This is a genomic window from Streptomyces antarcticus, from assembly GCF_026627255.1.
Lineage (GTDB): Bacteria > Actinomycetota > Actinomycetes > Streptomycetales > Streptomycetaceae > Streptomyces > Streptomyces antarcticus.
On sequence record NZ_JAPNLM010000003.1, the window covers coordinates 451,771 to 477,712 of the forward strand.

Consider the following 25,942-nt stretch of genomic DNA (forward strand, 5'->3'; position numbering starts at 1 on the left):
GAGTCCCCCGCCGCGGGGAAACCCCGGCCACCGGCCTTCCGGATTCTTGAAACAGGTTCTAGTCTGCCCCCGCCGTCACAGTGGCGGCCGGCTGGGCCGCGAGACTCCCGGAGGGGCCGTGCACCTCGAATACACGCCTGAGCAGCAGCAGTTGCGCACCGAGCTGCGTGCCTACTTCGCCGAGCTGGTGCCTGAGGACGTCTACGCCCGCTACGAGGACCCGGCCGCCCAGAAGCGCTTCTACCGGGAGACCATCCGCCGGCTCGGCGCCGACGGCTGGCTCGGCGTCGGCTGGCCCGAGGAGTACGGCGGCCGGGGCATGTCCCCGATGGACCAGTTCATCTTCTTCGACGAGGCTGCCCAGGCCGTCGTGCCGCTGCCCCTGATGGCGCTCAACACCGTCGGACCGACGATCATGCAGTTCGGCACGGAGGAGCAGAAGGCCCACTTCCTGCCGAAGATCCTCGCCGGCGAGATCGACTTCGCCATCGGCTACAGCGAGCCGGACGCCGGCACCGACCTCGCCGCCCTGAAGTGCAAGGCGGTCCGGGAGGGCGACGAGGAGAGCGGCACGTACGTCGTGGACGGGCAGAAGATCTGGACCACGAACGGCGACACCGCCGACTGGGTCTGGCTCGCCGTCCGCACCGACCCGGACGCCCCCGCGCACAAGGGCATCACCATGCTGCTGGTGCCGACGTCCGACCCCGGCTACTCCTGCACCCTCATCAACACCCTCGCCTCGCACGACACGACCGCCAGCTACTACGAGAACATCCGCGTCCCGGCGACCCGCCGCGTCGGCCAGGAGAACAAGGGCTGGCGGCTGATCACCAACCAGCTCAACCACGAGCGCGTCACCCTCGCCGCCCACGGCACGATGGCGATCCGGGCCCTGCACGACGTCCAGCGCTGGGCCGCCGGGACCAAGCTCGCGGACGGCCGCCGGGTGATCGACCTGTCCTGGGTACGCGGCCGCCTGGCCCGCACACACGCCCGGCTCGACGCGATGAAGCTGCTCAACTGGCAGATGGTCAACGCGGTCCAGGCCGGCAGCCTCACCCCGCAGGACGCCTCGGCGGTGAAGGTGTACGGCTCCGAGGCCCGCCGCGACGCGTACGCCTGGCTCATGGAGGTCGTCGGCGCGGCGGGCTCCCTCAAGGACGGCTCGGCGGGCGCGGTCCTGCACGGCGAGCTGGAACGGGGCTACCGCAGCGCCGTGATCTTCACCTTCGGCGGTGGCAACAACGAGATCCAGCGGGAGATCATCTCCTGGATCGGCCTCGGCATGCCCCGGGTGCGCCGCTGACGGTGCGCCCGGCCGGGGGAGCGCGCCGGGACGCCGTGGTGCGTCGTGGTGCGTCGTGGTGGCCGCCGGGAGGGCGCCGGCCCGCGAGCGCGCGGTTCGGCGCGTCGATAACCGGTTGCCCCTCGGCGCTGGTGGCGGATGCAATGTCCGGACAGACCACCGCCGCCGCCCAGCGCACCCGGAGACGCCGACGCATGAGTACGCCACCCCCGGCATCCGAAGCGGCGCGGGCTGACGGATCATCCGTCCGGCTCGGCGCTCTCGTTCCGCTCACCCGGCCCGGCTGGACCGAGGCGGGCCGGCACCTGCTCGCCGGACTCGAACTGGCCGTTCTCGAGGCCAACGCCGCCGGCGGGATCGGCGGAAGACCACTCGAGCTGGTGGTCCGGGACACCGCGGCCGATCCGCGCCGGGCCGCGGCGGCCGTGGACGAGCTGGCCCGCCTGGGCGCGGTCGCCCTGGCGGGAGAGTACCACAGCGTCGTCGCCCGCGCCGCGGCCGCCAGGGCCGACGCCCTCGGCCTGCCGTTCCTCTGCTCGTCGGCGGTGCTCGACGCGCTCACCGAACAGCCGGCGGACCGGGTCGCGCGCCTCGCCCCGCCGCAGTCCCGCGGCTGGCGGATCTACGCGGACTTCCTCCTCGGCGCGGGCCACAGCCGGATCGCCGTGGCCGCCGAGCCGAGCGTCTACTGGGCGTCCGGTGCCCGCATCCTGCGGGACCGCCTCGTCCCGCGCGGCGCCACCGTCGACGAACTCGACGCGCGCACGCTCTCTCCGACGGCCCTGTGCGACGAACTCGTCGCCCGCCGCACCACGGCGCTCCTCCTCCTGGCCGGCCATCCGGAGCCGGCCGTGCCGATCGTCACCGCCGTCCGCCGCGACCGGCGCCTGCGCGAGATCCTGATCGGCGCTCCGGCCGGGCAGCCGGAGTTCGCCGGGTGGGCGGCGCTGCCGGGCGGCGCCGGCGCCGCCATCCCCTTCCTGCGCTACCTGCCCGAGCGGCTCGGCCCGCTCGGCGTACGCGTGGGGGCGGCCCTGCGCGAGCGGCTGGCCGAAGAGCCCTCCTTCGTGGCCTTCGAGGGCTACGACACCGTCGCCGTCCTCGCCGACGTGCTGCGCTCCCACGGCACGGACCGGGCGGGCATCGGCGCGTCCTGGCCGCGCGTCGCGGTCGAAGGCACCCGCGGGCAGATCCGGTTCTCCCGTACGCCGGGCACCGGCGTGTGGCAGTGGGCCGGGGCGCCGGTACAGGTCGTCGACCGGGATCCGGCGCAACCCGGTCGCTTCCGGATCCTTCACACCGGCTGAGCGGGCACGGCATCAGATTCTGGGGCGAAAGGCATATTTCTGAACTTTTCCTCCATCCAGGGGGCGATCCGTTCCGAATTACTTGTGTCACAGCAGTCACTGCTCTCGCATCAGCGGGGGCCAGGAGGTGGGATCCATGACCGTCCCCATCCGGATCAGGCGCGTGGCCGTCGCCGCGGCCGCGACGGGCATGCTGGTCGGCGGTGCGGCGCTCGGCGCCGCGGCACCGGCCGTCGCGGCCCCCGCGACGTCCGTGGCGACCGCCGTCAGCGGGGATCGCGACCACGGCAAGCAGTGCCACTGGAAGAAGGGGCACTGGGACAAGCAGTGGGTCAAGGGCCACTGGGAGAAGAAGTGGGTCAAGGGCTACGACTGGAACCGTGACCGCGACCACAAGGGCGACTACCGCAAGGGCGATGACCGCAGGGACGACAGCCGTTACGGCGGCCACAACGACTGGCGGGGCCACAACGGCCACTGGAAGTGGGTGTACGTCCCCGGGCACTGGGACAAGCACTGGGTCCAGGGCCAGTGGGTCTGCTGGAACGGGCACCGCTGACGGAGCTCGTTCCCCGGGCACGACGGACGGTCCACGAGGGCCCGCACCCGCGGGCCCTCGCTGCGCGGGAGCCCTCCCCGGATGCGGCCGCTCCCGAATGGTGGTGGGATCGGAAGTCCGGTGCTGCACTCGGACGACCACTGGATGTCGGATGGCGGACACGGCAGGCGAAGGCGCGGAGCCGCCCGGCGAACCCGAGGATTCCCGATCCGGGGAGGCCGGGGACCTCGACGCCCAGCTCCTGCTGGCCGCCGACGGCGACCGCGAGGCGTTCGCCCGGGTGTACGACGCGCTGACCGTCCCCGTGATGGGACTGGTCTGCCGCGTACTGCGGGACGCCGATCAGGCGGCGGAGGTGACCCAGGACGTGATGATCGAGGTGTGGCGCACGGCGGGGCGCTTCCGCCCCGAGCTGGGCAGCGCCAAGGCGTGGGTGCTGGTGCTGGCCCACCGGCGTGCCGTGGACCGCGTGCGCGCCGTACGGGCCCGGGGCGAGCGGGAGGGGAAGGCCGCCCTGCTGGACCGGACGACCCCCTTCGACGAGGTGGCGGCGGAGGTCGAAGAGCGGGAGGAGTACGCCCAGGTGAGGCGGTGCCTGTCGGCGCTCAGCGAGGTCCAGCGGGAGGCGGTCCTGCTGGCCTTCTACCAGGGGATGACCTACCGGGAGGTGGCCCGCTCGCTTTCGTCGCCGGAGGGCACGGTCAAATCCCGGCTCCGCGACGGACTCCAACGGCTGCGCGCATGCTTGGAGGCGTCCTGATGAGCACCGCGTCCGAGCCGCACGCGACCCTCGGCGCCTACCTGCTGCACGCACTGCCGCCGGACGAGGAGAGCGCGTTCGCGAACCACCTGGCGGGCTGCGACAGCTGCCGGCGCGAGCTGATCGCCCTGATGCCCGTCCTGACCCGGCTCTGCGCCACCGAGGGGATCGCGCCACCGCCGGGGATGCGCGACCGGGTACTGGAGCAGGTCGCGGGCACGGCCCAGGAGACCGGCCGCGGCGACCGCCGCCCGGGCCCGGCCGCAGGGGCGCGGCCCCCGCTCTGGGGACGGGCCGCCGCCGTTCCCCGGCCGGCCGGGCGGGGTGGATCGAGCGCGCCGCTGCGCTGGGCCCTGGCCGCGTCCCTGGCCGCCGCGGCCGCCTTCGGCGGGATCGCCGTCTGGCAGCACCAGGAGGCCTCGGAGGCCCGTACGGAACTCCGCCGGGCCGGCCCCGCGGCGCAGCTCGCCGAGGTGCTGGCCGCTCCCGACGCCAGGATCGGCACCGCCGACTTCGGCGACGGCGCCACCGGGTGCGTCGTTGTCTCCCGGGACGAGAGCCGGGCCGCGTTCATGGCGTCGGGGCTGCCCGAACTGACCTCGGACCAGGTGTACGAGCTCTGGTACGACGACGCGGGCAGGCCCCGCTCGGCCGGGACCCTGACCGGCCGTGGGAACTGGCACATCAAACTGCTGGACGGGCCCGTCGAGCAGGCCACCGCCCTCGGCATCACGGTCGAGCCCGCCGGCGGCTCGGCGCAGCCCACCAGCTCGCCCATCGGCCTGATCGACATCCCGGCCTGACCGGTTCCCGCGGCCGGGCCCCTTCGGCACGGGCGCCGGGCGGGTAGGAGGGGGCGGCGCCGGGTAGGACCGGAGGGCGCCGGCCGGGCCGGCGAACCGAGCCGAGCGGGAGGACAGCGGATGGGAGCGACGGCCGGAGCCCCGTACGGCGAGCACGGCGGCGGCGCCGACCCCGGGCTGTACGGCCCGCGGTCCGTCACCTGGCAGTGCCATGGCGATCCGGTGATGTGGATCGCCGGGGTCCGCGCCCTGTACCTCCAGGCCCTGCACCCGCGCGCCGTCCGCGGGGTCGTGGAGAACAGCACGGTGTTCGAATCGAGGGGACCTCGTCGGGATCGTGCGGATGGTGCGGCTCGTAGGGAGCGTGGGGCTCGTGGGGGCAAGGGGGACCGCGCCGAGGCCTGGGGGCGCCTCCTGCGTACGGCCGACTTCGTCGGCACCACCACCTACGGCACGACCGAGGCCGCCGAACGCGCCGGCGCCCGCGTCCGCAGGATCCACCGCATGCTCACCGCCACCGACCCGGACACGGGCGAACGGTTCCCCGTGGACGACCCGGAGCTGCTGCTCTGGATCCACTGCGCCCAGATCGACAGCTTCCTGCACGTCCTGCGCCGCTCGGGCGTCCCCCTGACCCCCGCCCAGGCGGACCGCTACGTCGACGAGAACCGGGCCGGCGCCCGCCTCGTCGGGCTCGACCCGGCCGGCGTCCCCGCCGACACCGCCGGGATGGCCGCCTACTTCGAGGCGGTCCGTCCCGGGCTCGCCGCGGGCGCAGACGCCCGCGCCGTGGACACCTTCCTGCGCAGACCGCCGATCCACCCCCTGCTCGTACCTGGCCGAAACCTGCTGTGGGGGCCGCTGGCCGGACTCGCGTACGCGACCCTCCCCGGCTGGGCGCACCGGCTGTACGGACGCCCCGCACCCGCCCCACTCAGCACCACCCGGCGCCTGCGCCTCACGGGCCTCACCTTGCGCAGCATTCCCGCAGGTCTGCGCTGGCAGCTGCCGCCAGGTCACATTCTGAAAGCGATGCGCCGCATGGGCCCGGAGAGCCGCCCCTCGACGTACACACTGCGCACATCAGCGGCCATACTGGACGGGCCGGGGAGGGCGTGGCACGACGACGGGGGCGGCTTCAAGACATGGCGGAGTCCAGACTGATCCAGGGCCGGTACCGGTCGCTCGATCTGATCGGGCGCGGAGGCATGGGCGAGGTGTGGCGCGCCCGCGACGAGTCGCTGGGCCGGCAGGTCGCCGTGAAGTGCCTCAAGCCGATCGGCGCCGAACAGGACGCCCACTTCACCCAGGTGCTGCGCGAGCGGTTCCGCCGCGAGGCGCGGGTGGCGGCGGCGCTCCAGCACCGGGGCGTCACCGTCGTGCACGACTTCGGCGACGACAGCGCCGCCGGGGGCTGCCTCTACCTGGTCATGGAACTGCTCGAAGGACGCAACCTCAGCCAGCTCCTCGAGGACAACGAGGCCCGCCCGCTGCCCGTCGACGTCGTCGTCGACATCGCCGAGCAGCTGGCCGCCGCCCTGGGCTACACCCATGACCAGGGCGTCGTCCACCGGGACCTGAAGCCGGCGAACATCATGCGGTTGACCGACGGCACGGTGAAGATCTGCGACTTCGGCATCGCCCGGCTGGCCCACGACATCGGTTTCACCGCCAAACTCACCGGCGGCGGCGTGGCCATGGGCACCCCCCACTACATGTCGCCCGAGCAGATCGCGGGAGGCGAGGTCGACCACCGCAGCGACCTGTACTCCCTCGGCTGCGTCCTCTACGAGATCGCCACCGGAGCCCCGCCCTTCGACCTCGGCGACTCCTGGTCGGTGCTGGTCGGCCACCGGGACAACGTGCCCGTACCGCTGCGCGAACACCGTCCGGAGCTGCCCGGCTACTTCGAGCAGGTGGTCCTGGACCTGCTCGCCAAGTGCCCCGAGGACCGGCCGGGCGACGCCCGCCACCTGCACCGCCGGCTCGTCGAGGCCCGGGTCGGCCCCGGCGGGCTGCCCGGCGCCCAGGCCCCGCTCCCGGGGTGGGCCCGGAGCATGACCGCCGGCCGCAAGGCCGGGATGGAGGCCCGCCGCGCGAGCGGCGAGTGGGCCGTGCTCACCGGCTCGTGGACGGCCGCCCGCACGGCGGGCGCCGCCGCCGGGCATCCCGCCGCCGGGCATCCCGCCCCGGGGCATTCCGCCCCCGGCCACCCCGCCGGCGGGCATCCCGCCCCCGGGCACCCCGCAGGCGCGCCCCGCTCCGGGGACGGCCCGCCCGCCGACCCGGTCCGGAATCCGGACTTCCCCCCGGCCCCCGCCCAGGACCCGGCCGGAGCCCACCGGATCGTCCGCCCCGAGCCCGCCGAGGACCCGCGCCTCACCGTGGAGTACGGCGTGCCGCGTCTGCCCGGCCCGCGCGAGACCGGCGTCGACGCCCTCGCCGCCGGCCACACCCGCGCCTTCGCCCTCAGCCGGGCCGGCCGGCCCGAGGCAGCGCTCGCCGTCTACCAGGCCGTGGCCGACGGGCGCGCCCGCGTGCTCGGCCCCGACCACCCCGACACGCTCGCCGCCCGCCAGGAGACCGCGTACGAACTCGGCCGGCTCGCACGCCACACGGAGGCGTACGGGATCTACCGCGCGGTGCTCGTGGCCCGCGAGCGGACCACCGGCCCGCGCCATCCCGACACGCTGCGCTGCCGCCACAACCTGGCCTGCGCCCTGGGGGCCCTGGGCCGGTTCGCGGAGGCGCACACGGCCGCCGCCGAGACCGCCGCGGACCGGGCGGCGGTGCTGGGCGCCGAGCACGCGGACACGCTGCTGACCCGCTACGAGGTGGCGTACGCGCTCGGCCGCCTGGAGCGCTGGCGGGAGGCCCTCGGCGTGTTCCGCGAGGTCGCCGCCGTACGGGAGCGGGTGCTCGGCCGCGACCACCCCGACACCCTGGCCGCGCGCTACGAGGCCGGCATCGCGCTCGGCCGCACCGGGAACCCCTCCGAGGCCCTCGACCTGTTCCGGGCGCTGGTCCGCGACCGCACCCGCGCGTACGGCACCGCCGACCCGGAGACGCTCCGCGCCCGGCACGTCCTCGGCGTCAACCTGGGCCGCCTCGACCGCTGGGAGGAGGCGGTGGCCGAGGCCCGGGAGGTCGGCGACGCGCGGGCCCGGGCGCTGGGCGCCGAGCACCCGGACACCCTGGTCAGCCGCCGCGAACTCGCCGCGGGCCTCGGCCGGCTGGGCCGCTGGGACGAGGCGCTGCCCGTCTACCGGGACCTCGCGGGCATCCGCGAGCGGGCCCAGGGCGACGAGCATCCCGACACGGCGCTGGCCCACGCCGACGAGGCGTACTGTCTGGAGCGGCTCGGGCAGGTGTGCTACCAAGAGCCATGACGACCTCGCGGAGCTCCGGCCGGACCGTGTTCGACAAAGCCGTCTACGACGCCGTGATCGTGGGAGGCGGGCACAACGGCCTGGTGGCCGCCGCGTACCTGGCCCGGGCGGGCCGCTCGGTGGTGGTCCTGGAGCGGCTCGGCCACACCGGTGGCGCCGCCGTCTCCAGCCGTCCCTTCACCGGCATGGACGCCCGGCTGTCGCGCTACTCCTACCTCGTCTCGCTCCTTCCGTCGAAGCTCGTGCGCGACCTGGACCTGCGGTTCTCGGTCCGCCGGCGCACGGTCTCCTCGTACACGCCGACCGCACGCGGCGGCCGGCCCGGCGGCCTCCTCGTCGGCGGCGGCGACGCCCGTACCCGGGAGTCCTTCGCGCGGCTGACCGGCTCGGACCGGGAGTACGACAGCTGGCGCGCCTTCTACGAGACCACCGGGCGGGTCGCCGGGAAGGTGTTCCCGACGCTCACCGAGCCGCTGCCCACCCGCGAGGAGCTGCGGACCCGGATCGACGACGACGCGGCCTGGCGGATGCTCTTCGAGGAGCCGCTGGGGCAGGCGGTGGAGCGGCACTTCGCCGACGACCTGGTGCGCGGCGTCGTCCTCACGGACGGGCTGATCGGCACCTTCGCCGACGCCCACGACCCCTCGCTCGCCCAGAACCGCTGCTTCCTCTACCACGTCATCGGCGGCGGAACCGGGGACTGGGACGTGCCCGTGGGCGGCATGGGCGCCCTGACGGAGGCCCTCGCGGGATCGGCGCGGGCGGCCGGGGCGGAGATCGCCACCGGGCACGAGGTCCTGCGGATCGACACGGACGGCACCGGCCCGGCCGAGGTGGTGTTCCGCACGGCGACGGGGGAGGGCCGGGTCGCCGGAGGCACGGTCCTGGTCAACGCCTCGCCGCGGGCCCTGGCCGAACTCCTCGGGGAGACCCCGGAGCCGGCGGCGCCCGAGGGGGCCCAGCTCAAGGTCAACATGCTGCTGCGGCGGCTGCCCCGGCTGCGGGACACGGCCGTCGACCCGCGCGAGGCGTTCGGCGGCACCTTCCACATCGCGGAGGGGTACGCCGAGCTGGGCCGGGCGTATGCGGAGGCCGCAGCGGGCGAACTGCCGTCCGTACCGCCCTCGGAGATCTACTGCCACTCGCTGACCGACCCGACGATCCTCGGGCCGGAGCTCGTGGAGCAGGGGTACCAGACGCTCACCCTCTTCGGCCTGCACGCCCCGGCCCGGCTGTTCCGCAAGGACAACCAGCAGGCGCGCGAGGTGCTGCTGACCGCGACCCTCGCGCAGCTGGACGCCCACCTCGACGAGCCGATCACCGACTGCCTCGCCTTCGACGCGGACGGCCGGCCCTGCATCGAGGCGAAGACCCCGCTGGACCTGGAGCGCGAACTGCGCCTGCCCGGCGGCCACATCTTCCACCGGGACCTGTCCTGGCCGTACGCGGCGGGGGACGCCGCGGACGCCGGCCGCTGGGGCGTGGAGACCGCCCACCGCAACGTCCTGCTGTGCGGCGCGGGGGCGGTGCGGGGCGGCGGCGTCAGCGGGGTCCCCGGGCACAACGCGGCGATGGCCGTGCTGGAACGCTGAACCGCGCCTCAGCCGGTCGGTTCGATGACCACGACGGGGATCTCGCGGTCCGTCTTGCTCTGGTACTCGTCGTACGCGGGCCAGTGCCCGACCATCAGCGGCCAGTAGGCCTCCCGCTCCTCGGGGGTCGCGGTGCGGGCCGTGCCCTGGAGGACCTTCGGCCCGACCTGGACGCGGACCTCGGGGTGCTCGGTCAGGTTCCGGTACCAGAGCGGGTGCGCCGCGTCGCCGCCCTTGGACGCGACGACCAGGTAGCGGCCCCCGTCCTCCCCGTAGATGAGCGGGGTGCGTACCGGCTTGCCGGAGACCCGGCCGACGGTGGTGAGCAGGAGGGTCTGGGTGCCGTTCCAGTGGTGGCCGTCGGCCCCGTTCGTGCTCACGTACAGCTTCACGTGGTCGAGCTGCCAGGTGCCCGGCTTGGGGTCGGTCGGGTGGTCCCAGTCGATGTCGTTGGTCATGCGCCTCGGCCTGCCTTCGTGTTGAACGGTCAACGAACGTAACCAACGAGTACGCGTGCCCGCGGGCACGGTGTCTACTCCCCGGGTGCCGGGGTGACGGCGGGAAGGGTGAAGCCGTCGAAGAGGTCGTCCATCGCCCGGCGCGCGACACCCGCCGGGGTGGCCCGCACGGCGAGGTCGCGGACGGCCACCGCGAGGGGGTGGCTGAGGGCGGCGACCCGGCCGGCGCGGCGGGACCGGACCCGCAGGGCGTCGGTGCGCGCGCGCCGGGCCGCGCTGTAGGCGGCCAGGGCGGCCGGCACGCCGGACGCGGCGGCTCCGCTCAGAAGGTGGGCGAGGACCACGGCGTCCTCGACGGCCTGGCAGCCGCCCTGGCCGAGGTTGGGGGTCATGGCGTGCGCGGCGTCGCCGAGCCAGACGAGGCGGCCCCGGTGGTAGCGGGGGAGCGGTGCGGCCAGGTCGTAGAGGTCGTGCCGGAGCACGTCGGCGGGGTCGATCCGCTCCAGGAGCGCCGGGACGGGGTCGTGCCAGGTGCCGAAGCGGCGCAGGAGCTCGGCGCGCACGTCGGGCGGGCGGTAGCCCTCGGGGGCGACCGCGGTGGCGAAGACGTAGGTGCGGCCGTCGGTGAGGGGAACGATCCCGAAGCGCTCGCCGCGCCCCCAGGTCTCCGCGGCGGACGCGTCGGCGGCGCCGCCTGCGGGCAGGACCGTACGCCAGGCGGTCTCGCCGGCGTAGTGCAGGCCGGGGTGGTCCGGGAAGTGCAGGCGGCGCAGCGGGCTGTGGATGCCGTCGGCGGCGACGGCCAGGTCGGCGGCGAGGTCGCCGGCGGTCGTACGGACCACCGGGCTGCTGCCGTCCGCGCCGTCCGCCGCATCCGGGCCTTCGGTGCCGTCCGCGCGGTCGACGGCCGTGACGGCGGTGACGGCGGTGGCGTACCGGACGGTGCCGGCGGGCAGCGCGGCCGCGAGCGCGTCGGTGAGCGCGGCCCGGTGCACGGCGAGCGGGGGCCGGCCGTACCGGGCCGCCATCGCCGCGGTGTCGGCGCGGTTCAGCCAGCGGCCGTCCGGGCGCCGCAGGCCCATGGCGGCCGGGACGGCCCTGCCCGCGGCGCGGGTGGCGTCGAAGCCGATGGTGTCGAAGGCGCGCAGGGCGTTGGGGGCGAGGACGATCCCGGCGCCCACGGCGGTGGGGCCGGGCGCCCGCTCGCAGACGGTGACCCGCCAGCCGCTGCGGTGCAGAGCGAGGGCGGCGGTGAGCCCGCCGATCCCGGCACCCGCCACGACCGCATGACGCCGTACCTCTGCCATGACGTGCTCCTGCCCACTCACTGGGTCCTCTACATGTGTAGAGGGTTCGCTTCGCACTCTACATCTGTAGAGTGACGTCATGTCCAGCCGCCCACGCCCCGCACACCCTCCGGACCCCCACCGCTCACCGGACCATCCGGCCCCTTCGCAGCCCGAGCCGGCTGCGCCGGCCTCCGACCGGCGGACGCTGATCGCGGACGCCGCGATCGGCCTTGTGGCCTCCGCCGGGCTCCGGGGCCTCACCCACCGGGCCGCTGACGCAGCGGCGGGGCTGCCGGCGGGCAGCACCTCGTACTACTTCCGTACGCGGACGGCGCTGATCGGCGCCTGCTACCAGCGCCTGGTGGAGCTCGACTTCGCGGAGTACGACGGGGGCGGGGGCGGCGAGGGCCCGCCGGCCGAGCCGCCGGTGCCGCCGGACCGCGAGGCTGCGGCGTCGCTGTTCGCCGGGCTGCTGTACCGCTGGCTCACGGTCGGGCGCGAGCGCCAGCTGGCCCGCTTCGAACTCAGCCTGGAAGCGGCCCGCAGCCCCGACCTGGAGCCCGAGCTCCAGCGGGCGGGACGGGCCGCGCGCGCCCGGGCCGCGGCCGTCCTCGCCGCGCTCGGCGCGGAACGGCCCGAGGAGGCCGCCGAGCTGCTGGCGGCCTGGACGGACGGGATCCTCTACGACCGGCTCGCGGGAGCCCTCGCCCACTCCCGCCCGGCCCCGGACCCGGCCGAACTCACCCGCACCACACGCCGCATGCTCGACGCGGCCCTGAGTGCCGGAGCATAGGCCGCGCCGTCGAAGTCCCGTCCGGCGGGCCTCAGTCCGGAGAACGGGTCCAGCCCGTGGCCCGGAGGCGGGTGGCGTCCGCCGGGCGGTCCTCCGTGAAGAGGAGGCCGGCCGGTTCCGCCACGCGTACGACGTCCACGTAGATCCCGCGTCCGGCGTACCGGCCGGTGGAGCTGTGCCGGAAGCGGAGGTGGACCTCCCGGCCCGCCCACGCCGCCGTCAGCGGGGCTTCGAGGCGGTGCCAGACGCGGCCGGACCAGCCGCCGGCCGAGCCGCGCGGCCACGGTTCGGGGGCTCCGCCGGTGGACCGGACGGTGCTGAACGGCAGTGCCTGCCAGGTCTCCCCGTCGGGCGAGGCCTCCAGGTGGAGGGCGCCCTCGCCGGGGACGGTGTCCCACCACACGGCGCACCGCAGCCGGGCGGCGTCCGTGGCCGGGGTGAGCGGCGGCAGGGTGAGGGTGCCGGAGCCGCCGGGAACGGTGCCGGAGAACCAGGCCGCGCCGCCGTGCCGCGTACGGACCGGGACGGCGCGGGCGAAGCGGTTGCCGACGGCCACGCGCGGCGCGCTGCCGGCCCGCCAGGTGCGGACGGGGTGCACGGAGTTGCCGAGGAGGATCAGGAAGGAGTCCGTGGAGGGGTCCAACACGAGGGAGGTCCCGGTGAAGCCGGTGTGACCGGCGGAGTGCGGGGTGGCCATGGCGCCCATGTACCAGTGCTGGTAGAGCTCGAAGCCCAGGCCGTGGTCGTCGCCGGGGAAGGCCGTGTTGTAGTCGGTGAAGAGGAGCTCGACGGAGGCGGGGCGCAGGATGCGCCGGCCGGCGTACGCACCGCCGTCGAGCAGGGTGCGGGCGAGAACGGCCAGATCCCAGGCGGTGCCGAAGACGCCGGCGTGGCCCGCGACGCCGCCGAGGGCGTACGCGTTCTCGTCGTGGACCTCGCCCCACACCAGGCCGCGGTCCAGGCCGGACCAGGGCGGGCGCTGCACCTCGGTGGCGGCGGTGACCCGGCGCCAGGAGAGCGGTGGGTTGTAACGAGTGCGGTGCATCCCGAGCGGAGCGGTGATCTCGTCGTGGAGCAGGACGTCCAAAGTGCGAGCGGTGATCCGTTCCAGGAGCAGCTGGAGCGTGATCAGGTTCAGGTCGGAGTACCGGTACACGGTCCCCGGAGTCTCCTGCGGCCGCACGGACCACAGCAGTCGCAGCTGACCCTCGCGTGTGGACTCCTGGTAGAACGGTGCCCACGAACGCAGCCCCGAGGTGTGCGTGAGGAGTTGGCGGACGGTGATGATCTCCTTCCCGCCGCCCGTGAACTCCGGCAGGTAGCGCCGCACCGGCGCCTCCAGCTCCAGTCGGCCCCGCTCCATCTGCTGGACCGCGAGGATGGAGGTGAACAGCTTCGTCAGCGAGGCCAGGTCGAAGACGGTGTCCTCGGCCATCGCGATCCGTTCGGCGGCGGGGAACTCCCGGACCCGGTCGGTCCGTCCGTCGTAGTCGGAGTACCGGACGGCGTCACCCATGGCGCGGTGCAGGGCGATGGTGCGGCCGCGCCCGGCGAGGACCACGGCGCCGGCGTAGTAGGGGTGTTCGGGGGAGGGGCCCAGGAACCGCCGTGCCTCGTCCGCCACCCCCTCGAGGTGCTTTTCCAGGAGCCCGGCCTGACGCGCGGACCCGTACCGCAACCGCAGCCCCTGGAGTGCGCGCCGCTCGGCCGGGCCACCGGTGGCCCCGGCGGCCCCGGGGAGGGCCGCGTGCAGGACGAGTACCCCGCCGAGCGCGAGCAGCCGGGCCCCGAGCCGCCGCCGGCTCAGCCCGCCACCGTCCTTTCCGGCCGTACCCTCACGGGCGGCGGCCCCGGCCGCGGCCCCGCACGACCCGCCCGCCCCGCGTCCGGCTGCGGTGCCCGCCGGGTGGTCCGTCCCGTGTTCGGCCCCGGTGCCCGCCGGGTGGTCCGTCCCGCGTCCGGTGCCGGTGCCCGCCGGGCGGTCCGCCGCTTCGTCCCCCGTACCGCCCATGTCCGGCCTCCTGTTCGTGGCTGCGCCGCACGCTAGTGGGTATCTGCCCACCCGCCGCCCAACCTCCGCACCGGCCGGCCCGCAAAGAATCTGACACCGCATCAGAAAATCTCTTCCCTCGGATGCCGGGCTGCGGCATCCTGCCGCCCATGGAGACGGAGCTGAGCAAGAAACTGGGAGTCGAGCACGCCATATTCGGCTTCACTCCCTTCCCGGCGGTCGCCGCCGCCATCACCCGCGCGGGGGGCTTCGGCGTGCTCGGCGCGGTCCGCTACACCGCACCCGACGACCTCAAGCGCGACCTCGACTGGATGCAGGAGCACACCGACGGCAAGCCCTACGGCCTCGACGTCGTCATGCCCGCCAAGAAGGCCGTCGACGGCATCAGCGAGGCCGACATCGAGGCCATGATCCCGGCGGGGCACCGCCAGTTCGTCCGCGACACCCTCGCCAAGCACCACGTGCCCGAGCTCGCCGAGGGCGAGGCCTCCGGCTGGCGGATCACCGGCTGGATGGAACAGGTCGCGCGCAATCAGCTCGACGTCGCCTTCGACTACCCCATCAAACTCCTGGCGAACGCCCTCGGTTCCCCGCCGGCCGACGTCGTCGCCCGCGCCCACGACCACGGCGTCCTCGTCGCCGCCCTCGCCGGCAGCGCCAAGCACGCCCGCCGCCACGCCGAGGCCGGCATCGACGTCGTCGTCGCCCAGGGGTACGAGGCCGGCGGCCATACCGGTGACATCGCCACCATGGTCCTGGTCCCCGAGATAGTCGAGGCCGTCGCCCCGCTCCCGGTCCTCGCCGCCGGCGGCATCGGCAGCGGCGAGCAGATCGCCGCCGGACTCGCCCTCGGCGCGCAGGGCGCCTGGCTCGGCTCGCTCTGGCTCACCACCACCGAGGCCGACCTCCACTCCCGGGCCCTCACCGCGAAGCTCCTCGCCGCCGGCTCCGGCGACACCGTCCGCTCCCGCGCCCTGACCGGCAAGCCCGCCCGCCAGCTGCGCACCGAGTGGACCGACGCCTGGGACGACCCGGAGGGGCCCGGGGCCCTGCCCATGCCCCTGCAGGGCCTGCTCGTCGCCGAGGCCGTCTCGCGCATCCAGAAGTACGAGGTACAGCCGCTGCTGGGCACCCCCGTCGGCCAGATCGTCGGCCGGATGAACGCCGAACGCGGTGTCCAGGCCGTCTTCGACGAACTCACCAGCGGATTCGAGAAGGCCATCGACCGCATCACCCGCATCGCCGGCCGCGCCTGAGCGGGCGGTACCGGACCCAGAGGAGCGAGCAGCAGCATGACCGACAAGCAGCCCCCCAACGGCTTCTGGGCCCAGGCCGCCGCCGACCCGGAGCGCACGGTGCTGGTGACCCCGGAAGGCGAGGAATGGTCCGCGGGCCGCCTGCACGCGGACGTCAACCGCCTCGTCCACGGCCTGCGCGCCGCCGGACTGGAGGAGGGCGACGTCTTCGCCGTCGTCCTTCCCAACGGCGTCGAGTTCCTGACCGCCTACCTCGCCGCCGCCCAGGCCGGCTTCTACCTCGTCCCCGTCAACCACCACCTCGTGGGACCCGAGATCGCCTGGATCGTCTCCGACTCCGGCGCCAAGGTCCTCGTCGCCCACGAGCGCTTCGCGGACGCCGCCACCGCCGCGGCCGACGAGGCCGCCCTGCCCGCGAGCCGGCGGTACGCCGTCGGAGCCGTCGAGGGCTTCCGGGCGTACGCCGAACTGCTCGACGGGCAGCCCGGAACTCCCCCGGAGGGGCGCACGCTCGGCTGGGTCATGAACTACACCTCCGGCACCACCGGCCGCCCCCGCGGCATCCGCCGGCCGCTGCCCGGCAAGCTCCCGGAGGAAACGTACCTCGGTGGCTTCCTCGGCATCTTCGGCATCCGCCCCTTCGACGGGAACGTCCACCTGGTCTGCTCGCCGCTCTACCACACGGCCGTCCTTCAGTTCGCGGGCGCCGCCCTGCACATCGGGCACCCGCTGGTCCTGATGGACCGGTGGACCCCGCAGGAGATGCTGCGCCTGATCGACCACCACGCCTGCACGCACACCCACATGGTCCCGACGCAGTTCCACCGGCTCCTCGCCCTCCCGCAGGACACGAGGGACGCGTACGACGTCTCCTCGATGCGGCACGCCATCCACGGGGCGGCGCCCTGCCCCGACCACGTCAAGCGGGCCATGATCGACTGGTGGGGCCGGTGCGTGGAGGAGTACTACGCGGCGAGCGAGGGCGGCGGCGCCTTCGCCACGGCCGAGGACTGGCTCAAGAAGCCGGGAACCGTCGGCAAGGCCTGGCCCATCAGCGAACTCGCCGTCTTCGACGACGACGGCAACCGGCTCCTCCCGGGTGAACTGGGCACCGTCTACATCAAGATGAACACCGGCGGCTTCAGCTACCACAAGGACGAGGGCAAGACGAGGAAGAACCGCATCGGGGACTTCTTCACGGTCGGCGACCTCGGGCTGATGGACGAGGAGGGCTACCTGTACCTCCGCGACCGCAAGATCGACATGATCATCTCGGGCGGCGTGAACATCTACCCGGCCGAGATCGAGTCGGCCCTGCTCACCCACCCGGCCGTCGCGGACGCCGCCGCCTTCGGCATCCCCCACGCCGACTGGGGCGAGGAGGTCAAGGCCGTCATCGAACCCGCCGAGGGGTTCGAGGCCGGTGACGCCCTCGCCGCCGAGATCCTGCACCACTGCGAACGCCACCTGGCGGGCTACAAGCGCCCCAAGTCGGTCGACTTCATCGAGACGATGCCGCGCGACCCGAACGGCAAGCTCTACAAGCGCCGCCTTCGCGAACCGTACTGGGAGGGGCACGACCGGGCGATGTGACGCGAGGGGACCGCGTCAGCCACTCGGAAGCGCGCCTATCGCCGCACCCGGAGGACAGTTCTGGCAACTTGGCTGATATGAGTACGGCAACGCACAGATCCCCCTTGACCGACTGGACCGTCGTGGTCCCCGTGGTGGCGTTGATCGCGCTCGCCTTCAGCTGGGGCCGCGATCTGCCCGCACTCGCGGTGGTCCTGGTCTCCCTCTGCCTCGCGGGCGCGGTGCTGGCGGCCGTCCACCACGCCGAGGTCGTCGCCCTCCGGGTCGGCGAACCCTTCGGATCCCTCGTCCTCGCCGTGGCCGTCACCGTCATCGAAGTGGCGCTCATCGTCACCCTGATGGCCGACGGCGGGCCCAAGACCTCCTCCCTCGCCCGTGACACCGTCTTCGCCGCCGTCATGATCACGTGCAACGGCATTGTCGGCCTGTCCCTGCTGGTCGGCGCCCTGCGCAACCGCGTGGCCGTCTTCAACGCCGAGGGGTCCGGAGCGGCCCTCGCCACCGTCGCGACCCTCGCCGTCCTCAGCCTCGTCCTGCCGACCTTCACGACCAGCAAGCCCGGCCCCGAGTTCTCCACCGCCCAGCTGACGTTCGCCGCCGTCGCCTCGCTGGCCCTCTACGGTCTGTTCATCACCGTCCAGACGGTCCGTCACCGGGACTACTTCCTGCCCGTGGACACCAAGCGGATCCGCAAGGAGGCGGCGCAGGCCGCCGCCGCCGCGGCCGCCGGGGAGGACGACGACCACGCCGAGCCGCCCAGCTCCCGGGCCGCGCTGATCAGCCTCGGCCTGCTGCTGGTCGCGCTGGTCGCGGTCGTCGGCAACGCCAAGGCCGTCTCCCCGACGATCGAGGAAGGGGTCGCGAGCGCCGGGCTGCCCAACGCCGTCGTCGGTGTGATCATCGCGCTGCTCGTGCTGCTGCCCGAGACGCTGGCCGCCGTCCGAGCCGCCCGCCGCGACCGTGTACAGACCAGCCTGAACCTCGCGTACGGATCCGCCATCGCCAGCATCGGCCTGACCATCCCGGCCATCGCCCTGGCCTCGATCTGGCTGTCCGGCCCGCTGCTGCTCGGTCTCGGGCCGATCCACATGGTGCTGCTCGCGCTCACCGTCGTCGTCAGCGCCCTCACCATCGTTCCGGGCCGCGCCACCCTGCTCCAGGGCGGCGTCCACCTCGTGCTGTTCGCGGGGTTCCTGTTCCTCGCCGTCAGCCCGTAGCCGTACGGTCGCCCCCCGCCCGGCGGAGGCACCTGCGTCCCCGCGGGGTGCCTCCGCCGGGCGGGTCACCGGGTCATCGGGTCATCGGGTCATAGAGGCGCCCGGTCAGCGGCGCTCGCGCGGCCACACCACCTTCAGCCGCGGCGAGGCGAGGATGTCCCGCTCGCAGAACCGCGAGGTCACCCAGCGCTCCTGCGAGAACAGCCGGGTCTGGTCCGCGGAGTACGGCGAATCCGGGTCCGAGGACTGGCCGTACGTCAGCAGGGTGCGCGCCACCGGGCAGCGGCCGCCGTCCCAGCCGACCGCCTGGATGTGGCTCGAGCCGTGCAGCACCTCGCGGTAGCCCCCGGCCGCCGCGTTCCACGGCGCCTCGATCTTGTTCCAGACGCCGAGCGCCTCGGTTCCGCCGCCGACGGGCAGCTTCTGCCCGCCGCGGACCACGAACTGGTGCGCGCCCAGCGGGGCGTCCAGCGCGATCCCGGCCGCCCTCAGCTCGGCGACGGCGTCCGCGAGGGCCCGCCCGAGCCCGGGCGCGGCCTGGTTGAGCGTTCTCGGCGTACGGACCGGGTCGGCCGCCGAGAACGGCACCAGCCACAGGAATGGTGGCTGGCCCGTGAGGGCGGCCGCGCCTGGCTCCGTCGCTACGAGGAGGCCGCCGCGGAGGCGAACGAGGACCGGCGGTCCCGGGACCGCCCGGGTGACCTCGGCGCCCGGACCGACGCCGCGGTCGGCACGTACCTCCAGCGGCTGGTGCAGACGGACGCACGGCTGCACATGGACGTGCTCGGTGAGGCCGGATGGGCCGGAGAGCAGCCGCAGATCGGCCTGGGGAAGGTATTCGAGGAGCCGCTCCTGGCGTGGGGCTGGCCGCGTCAGCAGCTCCCGGAGCGGCTCGTACGGGACCTGCGGGGCCGAGGGAGCTGGACGACGAGCGGGATGCCGATGCCCAGGGCGGCGCCGGCGTCGGCGCCAGTGCCGCGGCCTCGCGGGAGCCCCATGCCAGAGGGAACAAGCGTCCTGCGCGTCACCGGCATGGCACCGGTGACGCGTACCTCCAGGCTCAGCGGTACCAGTCCTCGCCGGGCCGTGACAGCGCGTTGCGGAGGTACTGCTCCATGTTCGACGCCACCCAGGTCCGACTGTCGTTCTCGTGATTCCAGACGAAAACGTCGGGACGCCTGGGAGAAATAGGGAGGGCGAACTGGTCACCGCCGCCGTTGTCTCCGAAGAAGAAGAGGGCGTCGAACGGCATGTAGAGGGACCGGAGGTCCTCCCTGGTCCGGAATTCCTCATTGGTGCGGGCGATTTGCTCCGCGTTCCAGACGACGTCCGTTCCGTCTTCGTCCACCACGCCGTTGAATTCGGTGAGCAATGCCCGCAGAGAAGTCGGCAAGGGGGTCCCGATCCGGTGTTCCAGGCCGAGCAGGTCCTGCTCGGCCGCGGGCTCGGCCACCTCGACGTCTTCGTACTGTTCGACCAGTTCACGCCACACGGGTCCTCCAGGGCTCCAAGGTTCGCATCACCTTATCCTGGGGCTGAACCAGTTGCCCAATTTGTCGTCGATTTTCGTCGCATGGTCGAGGACTTCTTGCCGGGTCGGGTTCGGATGGCTCTCGTAGAACCGATTCCACTCGACACGTATATCGCTGAGATGGATACGGCTGTTGATATCGCCCTTGGGTATTCCGCGAAGGTTCTCGATCGAGTGGATCTCTTCCGGCTTGAACAGCCCCGGGTATCTGTTGAGGGTCTGCTGCTCGATCGCGTGGTGGACGACCACCTTGCCCTTGAGTTCGGGATGCTCGGCGAAGAACGTCTTCTTGTAGGAGAAGCTGTCCGTGTATCCGACGCTGGCGCCCTGACGGGTGGGCACGCCGGTTCCGAGGACCGACTCCTTCTTGGCCGCCGCGATCTTGGCTGCTTCCTCGCACGGGATGAGTCCCAGCGGATCCGACCAGCTCAGCGGGTTGGACACGTATGAGGCGGGGTGGGGAGCGGCCGCCAGGCCCAGCGGGTCCTGGCTCATGTAGCGGGCGGTCTCCGGGTCGTAGTAGCGGTGCACGTTGTAGTGCAGGCCGGATTCCGGGTCGCTGTACTGTCCGGGGAAGCGCAGGGGCGTATAGGCGCTGCTGTCCGTCGACCACCCGGTGAGGCCCCAGAGGGTGGACCGGGCGCGCCACGCCGTCTCGCCCTGCTCGTCCAACAGTGCGGTGGGTGTGCCGATCAGGTCCGTCACGATCGCGAAGAAGCGGCGGTCGATCTCCCGTTGCCCCGACGGTCCGTCCAGGATTCGTTCGAGCTGGGCCACCGGCACCAGGCCGTCGTGATCCCAGGTGACGGTGACGGGGTGGGGCAGGTGGGAGGACCGGGTGGTCTGCTCGCACAGCACGGACCCGTCCCATGTGAACGTCACCTCTTCGGCCACTGACCGGCCGTCGTCGCCGAGGCGCTGTTTGGCGATGCGTCGGCCGAGCGCGTCGTAGAGGTAGCACCACGTGGTCCCGTCGGGGGTGGTGACGGAGCGGAGGCGGTCCTCGGCGTCCCAGTCGTAGCGCCAGGTATCGGGTTTGCGGGACAGACGCGTCTTCTGCCGGAGGATGACACGGCCCTGCGCGTCGTACTCGTACCGCACACCACCCGCATGGTGAAGGAGGGTGCCGCTGTAAGTGCGCTCGCCCGTGGCTTCGGCGGAAGCATGCCGGAGGGGCCAGTCGGCCGTCGCGATGTTTCCCGCTCGGTCGTACGCGTAGCGCTCGCTCCAGTCGGCCGCGTGGACAGTCGTCACCCGGGCAGCGGCGTCCAGGGTCAGGGTCCGGACGCCGGTCGAGCTGTCCCGTACGGAGGTGAGATGCCCGTCGGCCCGGTAGGCGTAGTCGCGTCGGTGGTCCGTGCCGTTCGTCCGGATGACGTGCGCCTGCGGGCGGCCTGCCGCGTTCCACTCGGTGCGCATCTCGATCTGACCGCAGTGGCGTTGCACTTCCTGCCCGGCATCGTCGTAGCGGAAGGACAGGTGGTGGTCGCCGCTCGCGAGCTGGATGAGACGGCCCGCGGGGTCCAGGGTGAGTTCCTGCAGGACACCGGAGGGCGTGGTCCTGGTCGTGCGTCGGCCGGCGGCGTCGTATCCGTAGTGCAGGACGGCTTCCCCGACGGTTTCGGACGTGGTCCGGCCGAGCTCGTCCCGGGTGATGACCAGATCCGCGTCCTCGTTGACCGCCCGTACGAGACGTCCGGACCGGTCGTAGAAGTACCGGCTGATGGCTCCGTCCGCGTCCTTGACGAGCGGCCGCCCGAGAACGTCCCGCTGATAGCGGACGGTGTGCCCTGCCGGTGTCGTACGGGCCACCAGTTTGCCGGTCGGATCGTACGCGTAGTCCACCGTGCGGCCGTCGAAGTCGCATTCCGACACCAGCTGGCCAGCTGCGTCGTAGCCGTAGTCCCAGGTCAGACCCTGGTCGTTGGTGACGCTGGTCAGCCGCAGGGCGGCGTCGTAGGTGAACGTGAAGCGTGAACCGTCGGGACCCGTCCGGGCCGCGAGCTGGTCGAAGTGGCCGTACTCGTAAGTGTGCGTGGCGCCGGAGGCGTCGGTGTGGAGGAGGCAGTTGCCTTCGGCGTCGTAGGACCAGGTCTCCGTGGATCCGTCCGGACCACGGCGTTGCAGGATCCTGCCCTCGACGTCCCAGACATAGTGGGTCGTGCGCCCGAGTGGATCGGTCTCCGAGGTCACACGGCCGAAGGCATCGCGCTGCAGGGACGTGACCGCGCCCGTGGGTTCCGTCAGCCGTGTGGTCAGCCCGGCCGCATCGCAGTTGAGGAGGGTGCGGTTGCCCGCCGGGTCGACCACGCAGCGTAGGTTGCCGCGCTCGTCGTAGGTGTACCGCGTGGTGGCGCCCGTGGGATCGGTGGCCGAAACGCAGTTCCCGGCCTCGTCGTATGCGTAGCACCAGGTCTCCCCACTGGGGCCGACGACCGTCAGGGGCCGCCCCGTCGAGGTGTACGTGGCGGTCGAGCCCTGCCCGTCCGGCCGGGTGACCGCGATGATGTTGTCCGCTGGGTCGAACGTGAACCGGGTGGAGTATCCGAGGGCGTCCGTCCATTCTTTCAGCCGGCCCCGCTCGTCGTGTTCGTTGCGAGTCGCCGCGCCCAACGGGTCGGTCTGGGACACGAGCCGGTGGTGGCGGTCGAAAACATAGTGCGACGTGTGGCCGAGGGCATCGGTCACGGACGTCATCCGCAGCCCGCTGACCGGATCCGTGGCGCCGTACTCGATGAGAGCCTTGAGGTGGCCCTCCGTACCCCCTTCACCGATGCACCGTCCCGATGTGTCGTACCTGTACGCGTAGGAGTAGCCGTTCCTGTCGCGCCAGGACAGGATCAGGCCACTGGGATCGACCCCGAAGAGCAGCGGCTCGTCCGAGGAATTGAAGATCTCCGTCAGGTGGCCGCCGTCGTCGTAGCCGTAGCGGACGAGCCTCACGTTCTCGGATTCGCCACCTGCAACCAGATGCAGTTCCGTGACCCGCCCCCGCGACGTCGAGACGCGCAGCCGATAGCCGCCGTGGTGCACGATCGCCGTGGGAGCCCCTGCCGTGTTGTACTCGAAGGCGATCCAACGGCCGTTGCGGTCCTCCACGCGGGTCAGCAGCGCACGATCGGTGCCGTGGGGCACGAAGCGCCGTACGGTTCCGTCTTCCGGGTCGGTGAGCGTGTAGCCGCCGCCCTCGGCGTCGCGGTCGAGCGGCCAGCGCGGCCCGTGCGCCGGCAGGGTGGCCTCCCCGGGCGCCGGATGGGGGTAGTCGAGGAGGAGGCCGTCCTCGCTGACCAGGATGACGCCTTGGGGGTCGATCTCAAGCCGCTGATCCAAGGTGCTCGCCCACCGGGGCCCGAACCACTGGCCTGCAGTGAAGGTGGACTGCGCTCTGCGTGAGACCACGAGGGGAAGGGCTCCGGAAAGGACGACGTCCACCTGGGGCAGATACATGGCCCCCGTGGCGAGGTTCACCGGGTCGGTCGGCCCCTTGCACACCGAACTCGGAATCTGGCTGTTCGTCATCGGCGCCCCGTTGACGTTCCTGCGCAGCGTGCTGCCCGCAGTGGGCTTCAGCCCGGCCCGGAGCCCGGTACGGAGGACGCCGGCGCCTTTGGTGCCGATGAGTTCGGGGACGAGCCGGCCGAGGAATTCGGAGGGGTCGCCCTTGGCGGCGTCCCAGGCGTTCTTCAGGGCCCGGTCGGGGTTGGCTGCGGTGGACACGAGCCCGGCCAGGGTCATGTTCATGTTCTTGTAGTACTCGGCCGGGTGGGTGATGTTGTACGGGTCCAGCGCGTTCACCGAGCGTACGAAGTTGACCAGGCCCGCGGCGCCCTTCACGATGCCGCCGCCGAAGTGCATCATCTCCACGCCCTGCCCGAAGGCGTAGTCGGCGAGTTCGAGCTTGGTTTTCTCCCGGCCGGTGGGTTCCTTCGGGGCGTGGGCCATCGCCGCGGTGACCGCCGCCTTGGCCGTGTCGGCGGCCTCCTTGCGGGCGCTGCGGGCGGCTTTGAGGATCTCCTGGGCGCGCTGCCGCTTGTCCTGGCTTGGATCGGTGAAGTCGGCGGGGCGGGGGAGGGGGTTGTCGCTGTTGCGGGCGTCGTTGTAGGCGTCGACTTTCTTGTTGTGCGCGTCGGCGGCGACCTTGTAGTCCTGCTGGGCCTCCTTGTAGAGGTCGATGGCCTCGCGCGCCTTGCCCTGGGCGGTGGTGACGGCGCTCGCGTACGTCTCCAGGGCCTGGGCGGCGTTCTCGAAGGCGTCGGCGGCGTGCAGCCAGTCGGTGGGCAGGGTCTGGAAGTTCTCGCGGAAGCTGTTGGCGGCCTCGCCCTTCCAGCTCGCCGAGTCGAGCTTCTTCATCCCGGCCCCGACCAGGTCGAACGCCCGCTGGAAGTCACGGAGGTTCGTGATCGACTCCCGGACCTTCCCCGGGTTGCCGTGCACGAGCTCGTTCGGCTCCTCGGTCTGCCCGAGCTGCTGCTCACCGACCTCCGCCCCGAGGGAGGCGGCGGTCCCATCACCCCAGTCCTCGACGGAATCCGCCCAGCCCTCGGCACCGACCTTCTCCAGGCCCGCTCCGAGGGCGTCGGTGCTCTTGTCGATGCCCTCGCCGACGAGTTCCTTGCCCTTGTCGATGCCCTTGTCGACGAGGTCGGTGCCCTTGTCGGTGAGCCTGCCCAGGTCGTCCCAGCTCACCATCAGTTGTCACCCCAGCGCGGCTGCTCGGCCTGCTCGACGACGCCCTGGGAGGGGTCGAGCGTGTCGAACAACTCCTGGTCCATCCGGGCCCGGGTCGCCGGGTCGAGCAGGCCGTTGCGCTGCATGGAGTCCAGCTGCGCGTCCATGACGTCGTAACCGGTGTCCTGCCAGGTCTGCTTGACCTCCTGGTGGGCCTGCACAAACGATTCGGCGCTGTAGTCCGGGTTGTCGTACATCGTCTGGGTGCTGATCTTGTCCCAGCTCATCTGCTTGACCTCGTCCTCGGTCAGATGCGGGTTCCCGTTGACCGAGTTCACCGCGATCTTGAACGAGTCCTTCACGTACTGCTCCTGCTCGGCATACGACCCGGCCGACAGGCCCACACCCTGCGCGAAGCCGTTGCCCCGCAGGGTCAGTGCCCGTACGCCCCACTCCCAGCGGTCGCAGAACGTCTTGAACTCCGCCGTCAGTCCGCCATCCCCCAACTCCAGCCCCGACAGCGCCAGCCCGGAGAAACCCCGGCCCGCGGACGCCTGCCCGATCATGCCGAGATCCTTCAACTCCGAATGCGCGAGATTGATCCCGGCCGCGATCTCCGCCAGCGCCTGCGCCGGCGCCTCCAGGCTCGGCTCCCCACCACTCACTGCGCTTCCTCCCCGTCCACATCGACGGCCACGGCGTCGGGCACGACACCGCGGACCGGCGGGAACAACATGCCGCCGCCCTCACTACCCGCGTCCAGCGCGACCCCACCAGGGCCCGGCAGCATCGGCACCATCACGTCCAGCAACCGCGCACCGAGCACCGCCCGATACGCCCACTCCCGCCCGGCCTCCCCCCGCGCCCGCGCGAACGCCGCCAACGCCTCCTCGTTCGAGAACGCACAGATCCAGCGCACCCCGTTCAGATCCGCCGTCCACAGGCTGCCCTGCTCGTCGAACGGCACCAGCACGGCCGTGCGCCGGAACTCCCCGAGCAGCACGGCGAACTCCCACCGCGCTGCGGCCACCCTGTCGTCCTCCGATCGACGCGGCAGCGGGTCGGGCTCCGGCGCGGGCACCGCTTCGCTCGGCGGCGCTTCGGACTCGGCGGCTGACGCGCTCGCTGCAGGATCATGCAGGTCATCACTCGCTGCTGCCAGATCGGTCAGCCTCAGACGCCCGCTTGGTGAAGGAATGTGCTCCCCGCGATCACTCACCGTTCGAATTCTGCCATGTTGATCTTCCCTTCCGTGACGTGGTTCTAAGCCGGACGGTTGCGCGGCCGGGGCTGACGCCATCCCGCTCGGGGGTGTGCCGAGCGCGCCCCCGGCCTTCGGCGCGCTGGTGACCAACGGCATGCCTGGCTGGGAAACCTGCCACGAGCCTTCCTGCGGTGCCGGTGCAG

Annotated in this window: 19 protein-coding genes and 1 pseudogene; 12 read left to right on the top strand and 8 right to left on the bottom strand. The window is 72.8% G+C overall.

The features are described 5' to 3' along the window. Nucleotides 1–118 precede the first annotated feature (118 nt). From OTB16_RS07835 to OTB16_RS07870, 8 genes are all read left to right on the top strand, one after another. Nucleotides 119–1,309 (top strand): acyl-CoA dehydrogenase family protein, encoded by a 1,191-nt coding sequence (locus OTB16_RS07835; RefSeq protein ID WP_267719195.1) that lies wholly within the window; start codon nt 119–121, stop codon nt 1,307–1,309. Nucleotides 1,310–1,503: 194 nt separating this feature from the next. Beyond that, a complete protein-coding gene (locus OTB16_RS07840; RefSeq protein ID WP_267719196.1) occupies nt 1,504–2,616 on the top strand; it encodes an ABC transporter substrate-binding protein in 1,113 nt (370 codons plus the stop codon). 136 nt (nt 2,617–2,752) lie between these two features. Next, a complete protein-coding gene (locus OTB16_RS07845) occupies nt 2,753–3,175 on the top strand; it encodes a hypothetical protein (protein WP_267719197.1) in 423 nt (140 codons plus the stop codon). A 151-nt stretch (nt 3,176–3,326) separates the two neighbouring features. Continuing rightward, nucleotides 3,327–3,935, top strand: coding sequence for an ECF RNA polymerase sigma factor SigK (sigK, locus tag OTB16_RS07850; RefSeq protein ID WP_267719198.1), 609 nt, complete (start codon nt 3,327–3,329; stop codon nt 3,933–3,935). Continuing rightward, the gene (locus OTB16_RS07855; protein WP_267719199.1) at nt 3,935–4,738 is read left to right on the top strand and encodes an anti-sigma factor; all 804 of its coding nucleotides are present in this window, start codon (nt 3,935–3,937) and stop codon (nt 4,736–4,738) included. The genes sigK and OTB16_RS07855 overlap by 1 nt, the downstream gene beginning before the upstream one ends. 120 nt (nt 4,739–4,858) lie before the next feature. Continuing rightward, on the top strand, nt 4,859–5,902 hold the full coding sequence (locus OTB16_RS07860; RefSeq protein WP_267719200.1) for an oxygenase MpaB family protein: 1,044 nt from the start codon (nt 4,859–4,861) through the stop codon (nt 5,900–5,902). Then, on the top strand, nt 5,884–8,127 hold the full coding sequence (locus OTB16_RS07865) for a serine/threonine-protein kinase (protein ID WP_267719201.1): 2,244 nt from the start codon (nt 5,884–5,886) through the stop codon (nt 8,125–8,127). The genes OTB16_RS07860 and OTB16_RS07865 overlap by 19 nt, the downstream gene beginning before the upstream one ends. Beyond that, nucleotides 8,124–9,719: a phytoene desaturase family protein gene (locus OTB16_RS07870; protein ID WP_267719202.1), complete on the top strand. Its 1,596-nt coding sequence runs from the start codon at nt 8,124–8,126 to the stop codon at nt 9,717–9,719. Before OTB16_RS07865 ends, OTB16_RS07870 begins: the two co-directional genes overlap by 4 nt. Before the next feature lie 8 nt (nt 9,720–9,727). Here OTB16_RS07870 and OTB16_RS07875 read toward each other — a convergent pair whose 3' ends face one another. Beyond that, nucleotides 9,728–10,177, bottom strand: a complete 450-nt coding sequence (locus tag OTB16_RS07875; protein ID WP_267719203.1) for a nitroreductase family deazaflavin-dependent oxidoreductase — start codon at nt 10,175–10,177, stop codon at nt 9,728–9,730. 74 nt (nt 10,178–10,251) lie between these two features. Continuing rightward, the gene (locus tag OTB16_RS07880) at nt 10,252–11,484 is read right to left on the bottom strand and encodes an FAD-dependent monooxygenase (RefSeq protein ID WP_267719204.1); all 1,233 of its coding nucleotides are present in this window, start codon (nt 11,482–11,484) and stop codon (nt 10,252–10,254) included. A 79-nt stretch (nt 11,485–11,563) separates the two neighbouring features. Between OTB16_RS07880 and OTB16_RS07885 the strand changes: the two genes are divergently transcribed. Continuing rightward, nucleotides 11,564–12,259 carry a TetR/AcrR family transcriptional regulator gene (locus OTB16_RS07885; protein ID WP_267719205.1) on the top strand — a complete coding sequence of 232 codons (696 nt, stop codon included), beginning with the start codon at nt 11,564–11,566 and terminating at the stop codon, nt 12,257–12,259. 31 nt (nt 12,260–12,290) lie between these two features. On the opposite strand, the gene OTB16_RS07890 is transcribed toward OTB16_RS07885, so the two are convergent. Continuing rightward, entirely contained in the window at nt 12,291–14,270 is a 1,980-nt protein-coding gene (locus OTB16_RS07890; protein ID WP_267719206.1) for a serine hydrolase domain-containing protein, read from the bottom strand. Nucleotides 14,271–14,419: 149 nt separating this feature from the next. On the opposite strand from OTB16_RS07890, the gene OTB16_RS07895 reads away from it, so the two are divergent. The 3 genes from OTB16_RS07895 (at nt 14,420) to OTB16_RS07905 (ending at nt 18,336) form a co-directional block, all read left to right on the top strand. Beyond that, nucleotides 14,420–15,526 (top strand): nitronate monooxygenase, encoded by a 1,107-nt coding sequence (locus OTB16_RS07895; protein ID WP_267719207.1) that lies wholly within the window; start codon nt 14,420–14,422, stop codon nt 15,524–15,526. Nucleotides 15,527–15,562: 36 nt separating this feature from the next. After that, a complete protein-coding gene (locus OTB16_RS07900) occupies nt 15,563–17,119 on the top strand; it encodes an acyl-CoA synthetase (RefSeq protein WP_267719209.1) in 1,557 nt (518 codons plus the stop codon). Between the two features lie 77 nt (nt 17,120–17,196). After that, nucleotides 17,197–18,336 (top strand): calcium:cation antiporter, encoded by a 1,140-nt coding sequence (locus OTB16_RS07905; protein WP_267719210.1) that lies wholly within the window; start codon nt 17,197–17,199, stop codon nt 18,334–18,336. 105 nt (nt 18,337–18,441) lie between these two features. Here the strand turns inward: OTB16_RS07905 and OTB16_RS07910 are convergent. The 5 genes and pseudogenes from OTB16_RS07910 to OTB16_RS07930 all read right to left on the bottom strand — a co-directional run. Next, nucleotides 18,442–18,933: pseudogene (locus OTB16_RS07910) on the bottom strand (penicillin acylase family protein); the annotation flags it as partial. Nucleotides 18,934–19,396: 463 nt separating this feature from the next. Next, nucleotides 19,397–19,828 (bottom strand): SMI1/KNR4 family protein, encoded by a 432-nt coding sequence (locus OTB16_RS07915; RefSeq protein WP_267719212.1) that lies wholly within the window; start codon nt 19,826–19,828, stop codon nt 19,397–19,399. A 27-nt stretch (nt 19,829–19,855) separates the two neighbouring features. Further along, nucleotides 19,856–24,556, bottom strand: a complete 4,701-nt coding sequence (locus tag OTB16_RS07920) for a putative T7SS-secreted protein (RefSeq protein ID WP_267719213.1) — start codon at nt 24,554–24,556, stop codon at nt 19,856–19,858. Continuing rightward, the gene (locus tag OTB16_RS07925; RefSeq protein ID WP_267719214.1) at nt 24,556–25,200 is read right to left on the bottom strand and encodes a hypothetical protein; all 645 of its coding nucleotides are present in this window, start codon (nt 25,198–25,200) and stop codon (nt 24,556–24,558) included. Before OTB16_RS07925 ends, OTB16_RS07920 begins: the two co-directional genes overlap by 1 nt. Next, nucleotides 25,197–25,754, bottom strand: coding sequence for an SseB family protein (locus OTB16_RS07930; protein WP_267719215.1), 558 nt, complete (start codon nt 25,752–25,754; stop codon nt 25,197–25,199). Before OTB16_RS07930 ends, OTB16_RS07925 begins: the two co-directional genes overlap by 4 nt. Between the last annotated feature and the right edge of the window lie 188 nt (nt 25,755–25,942).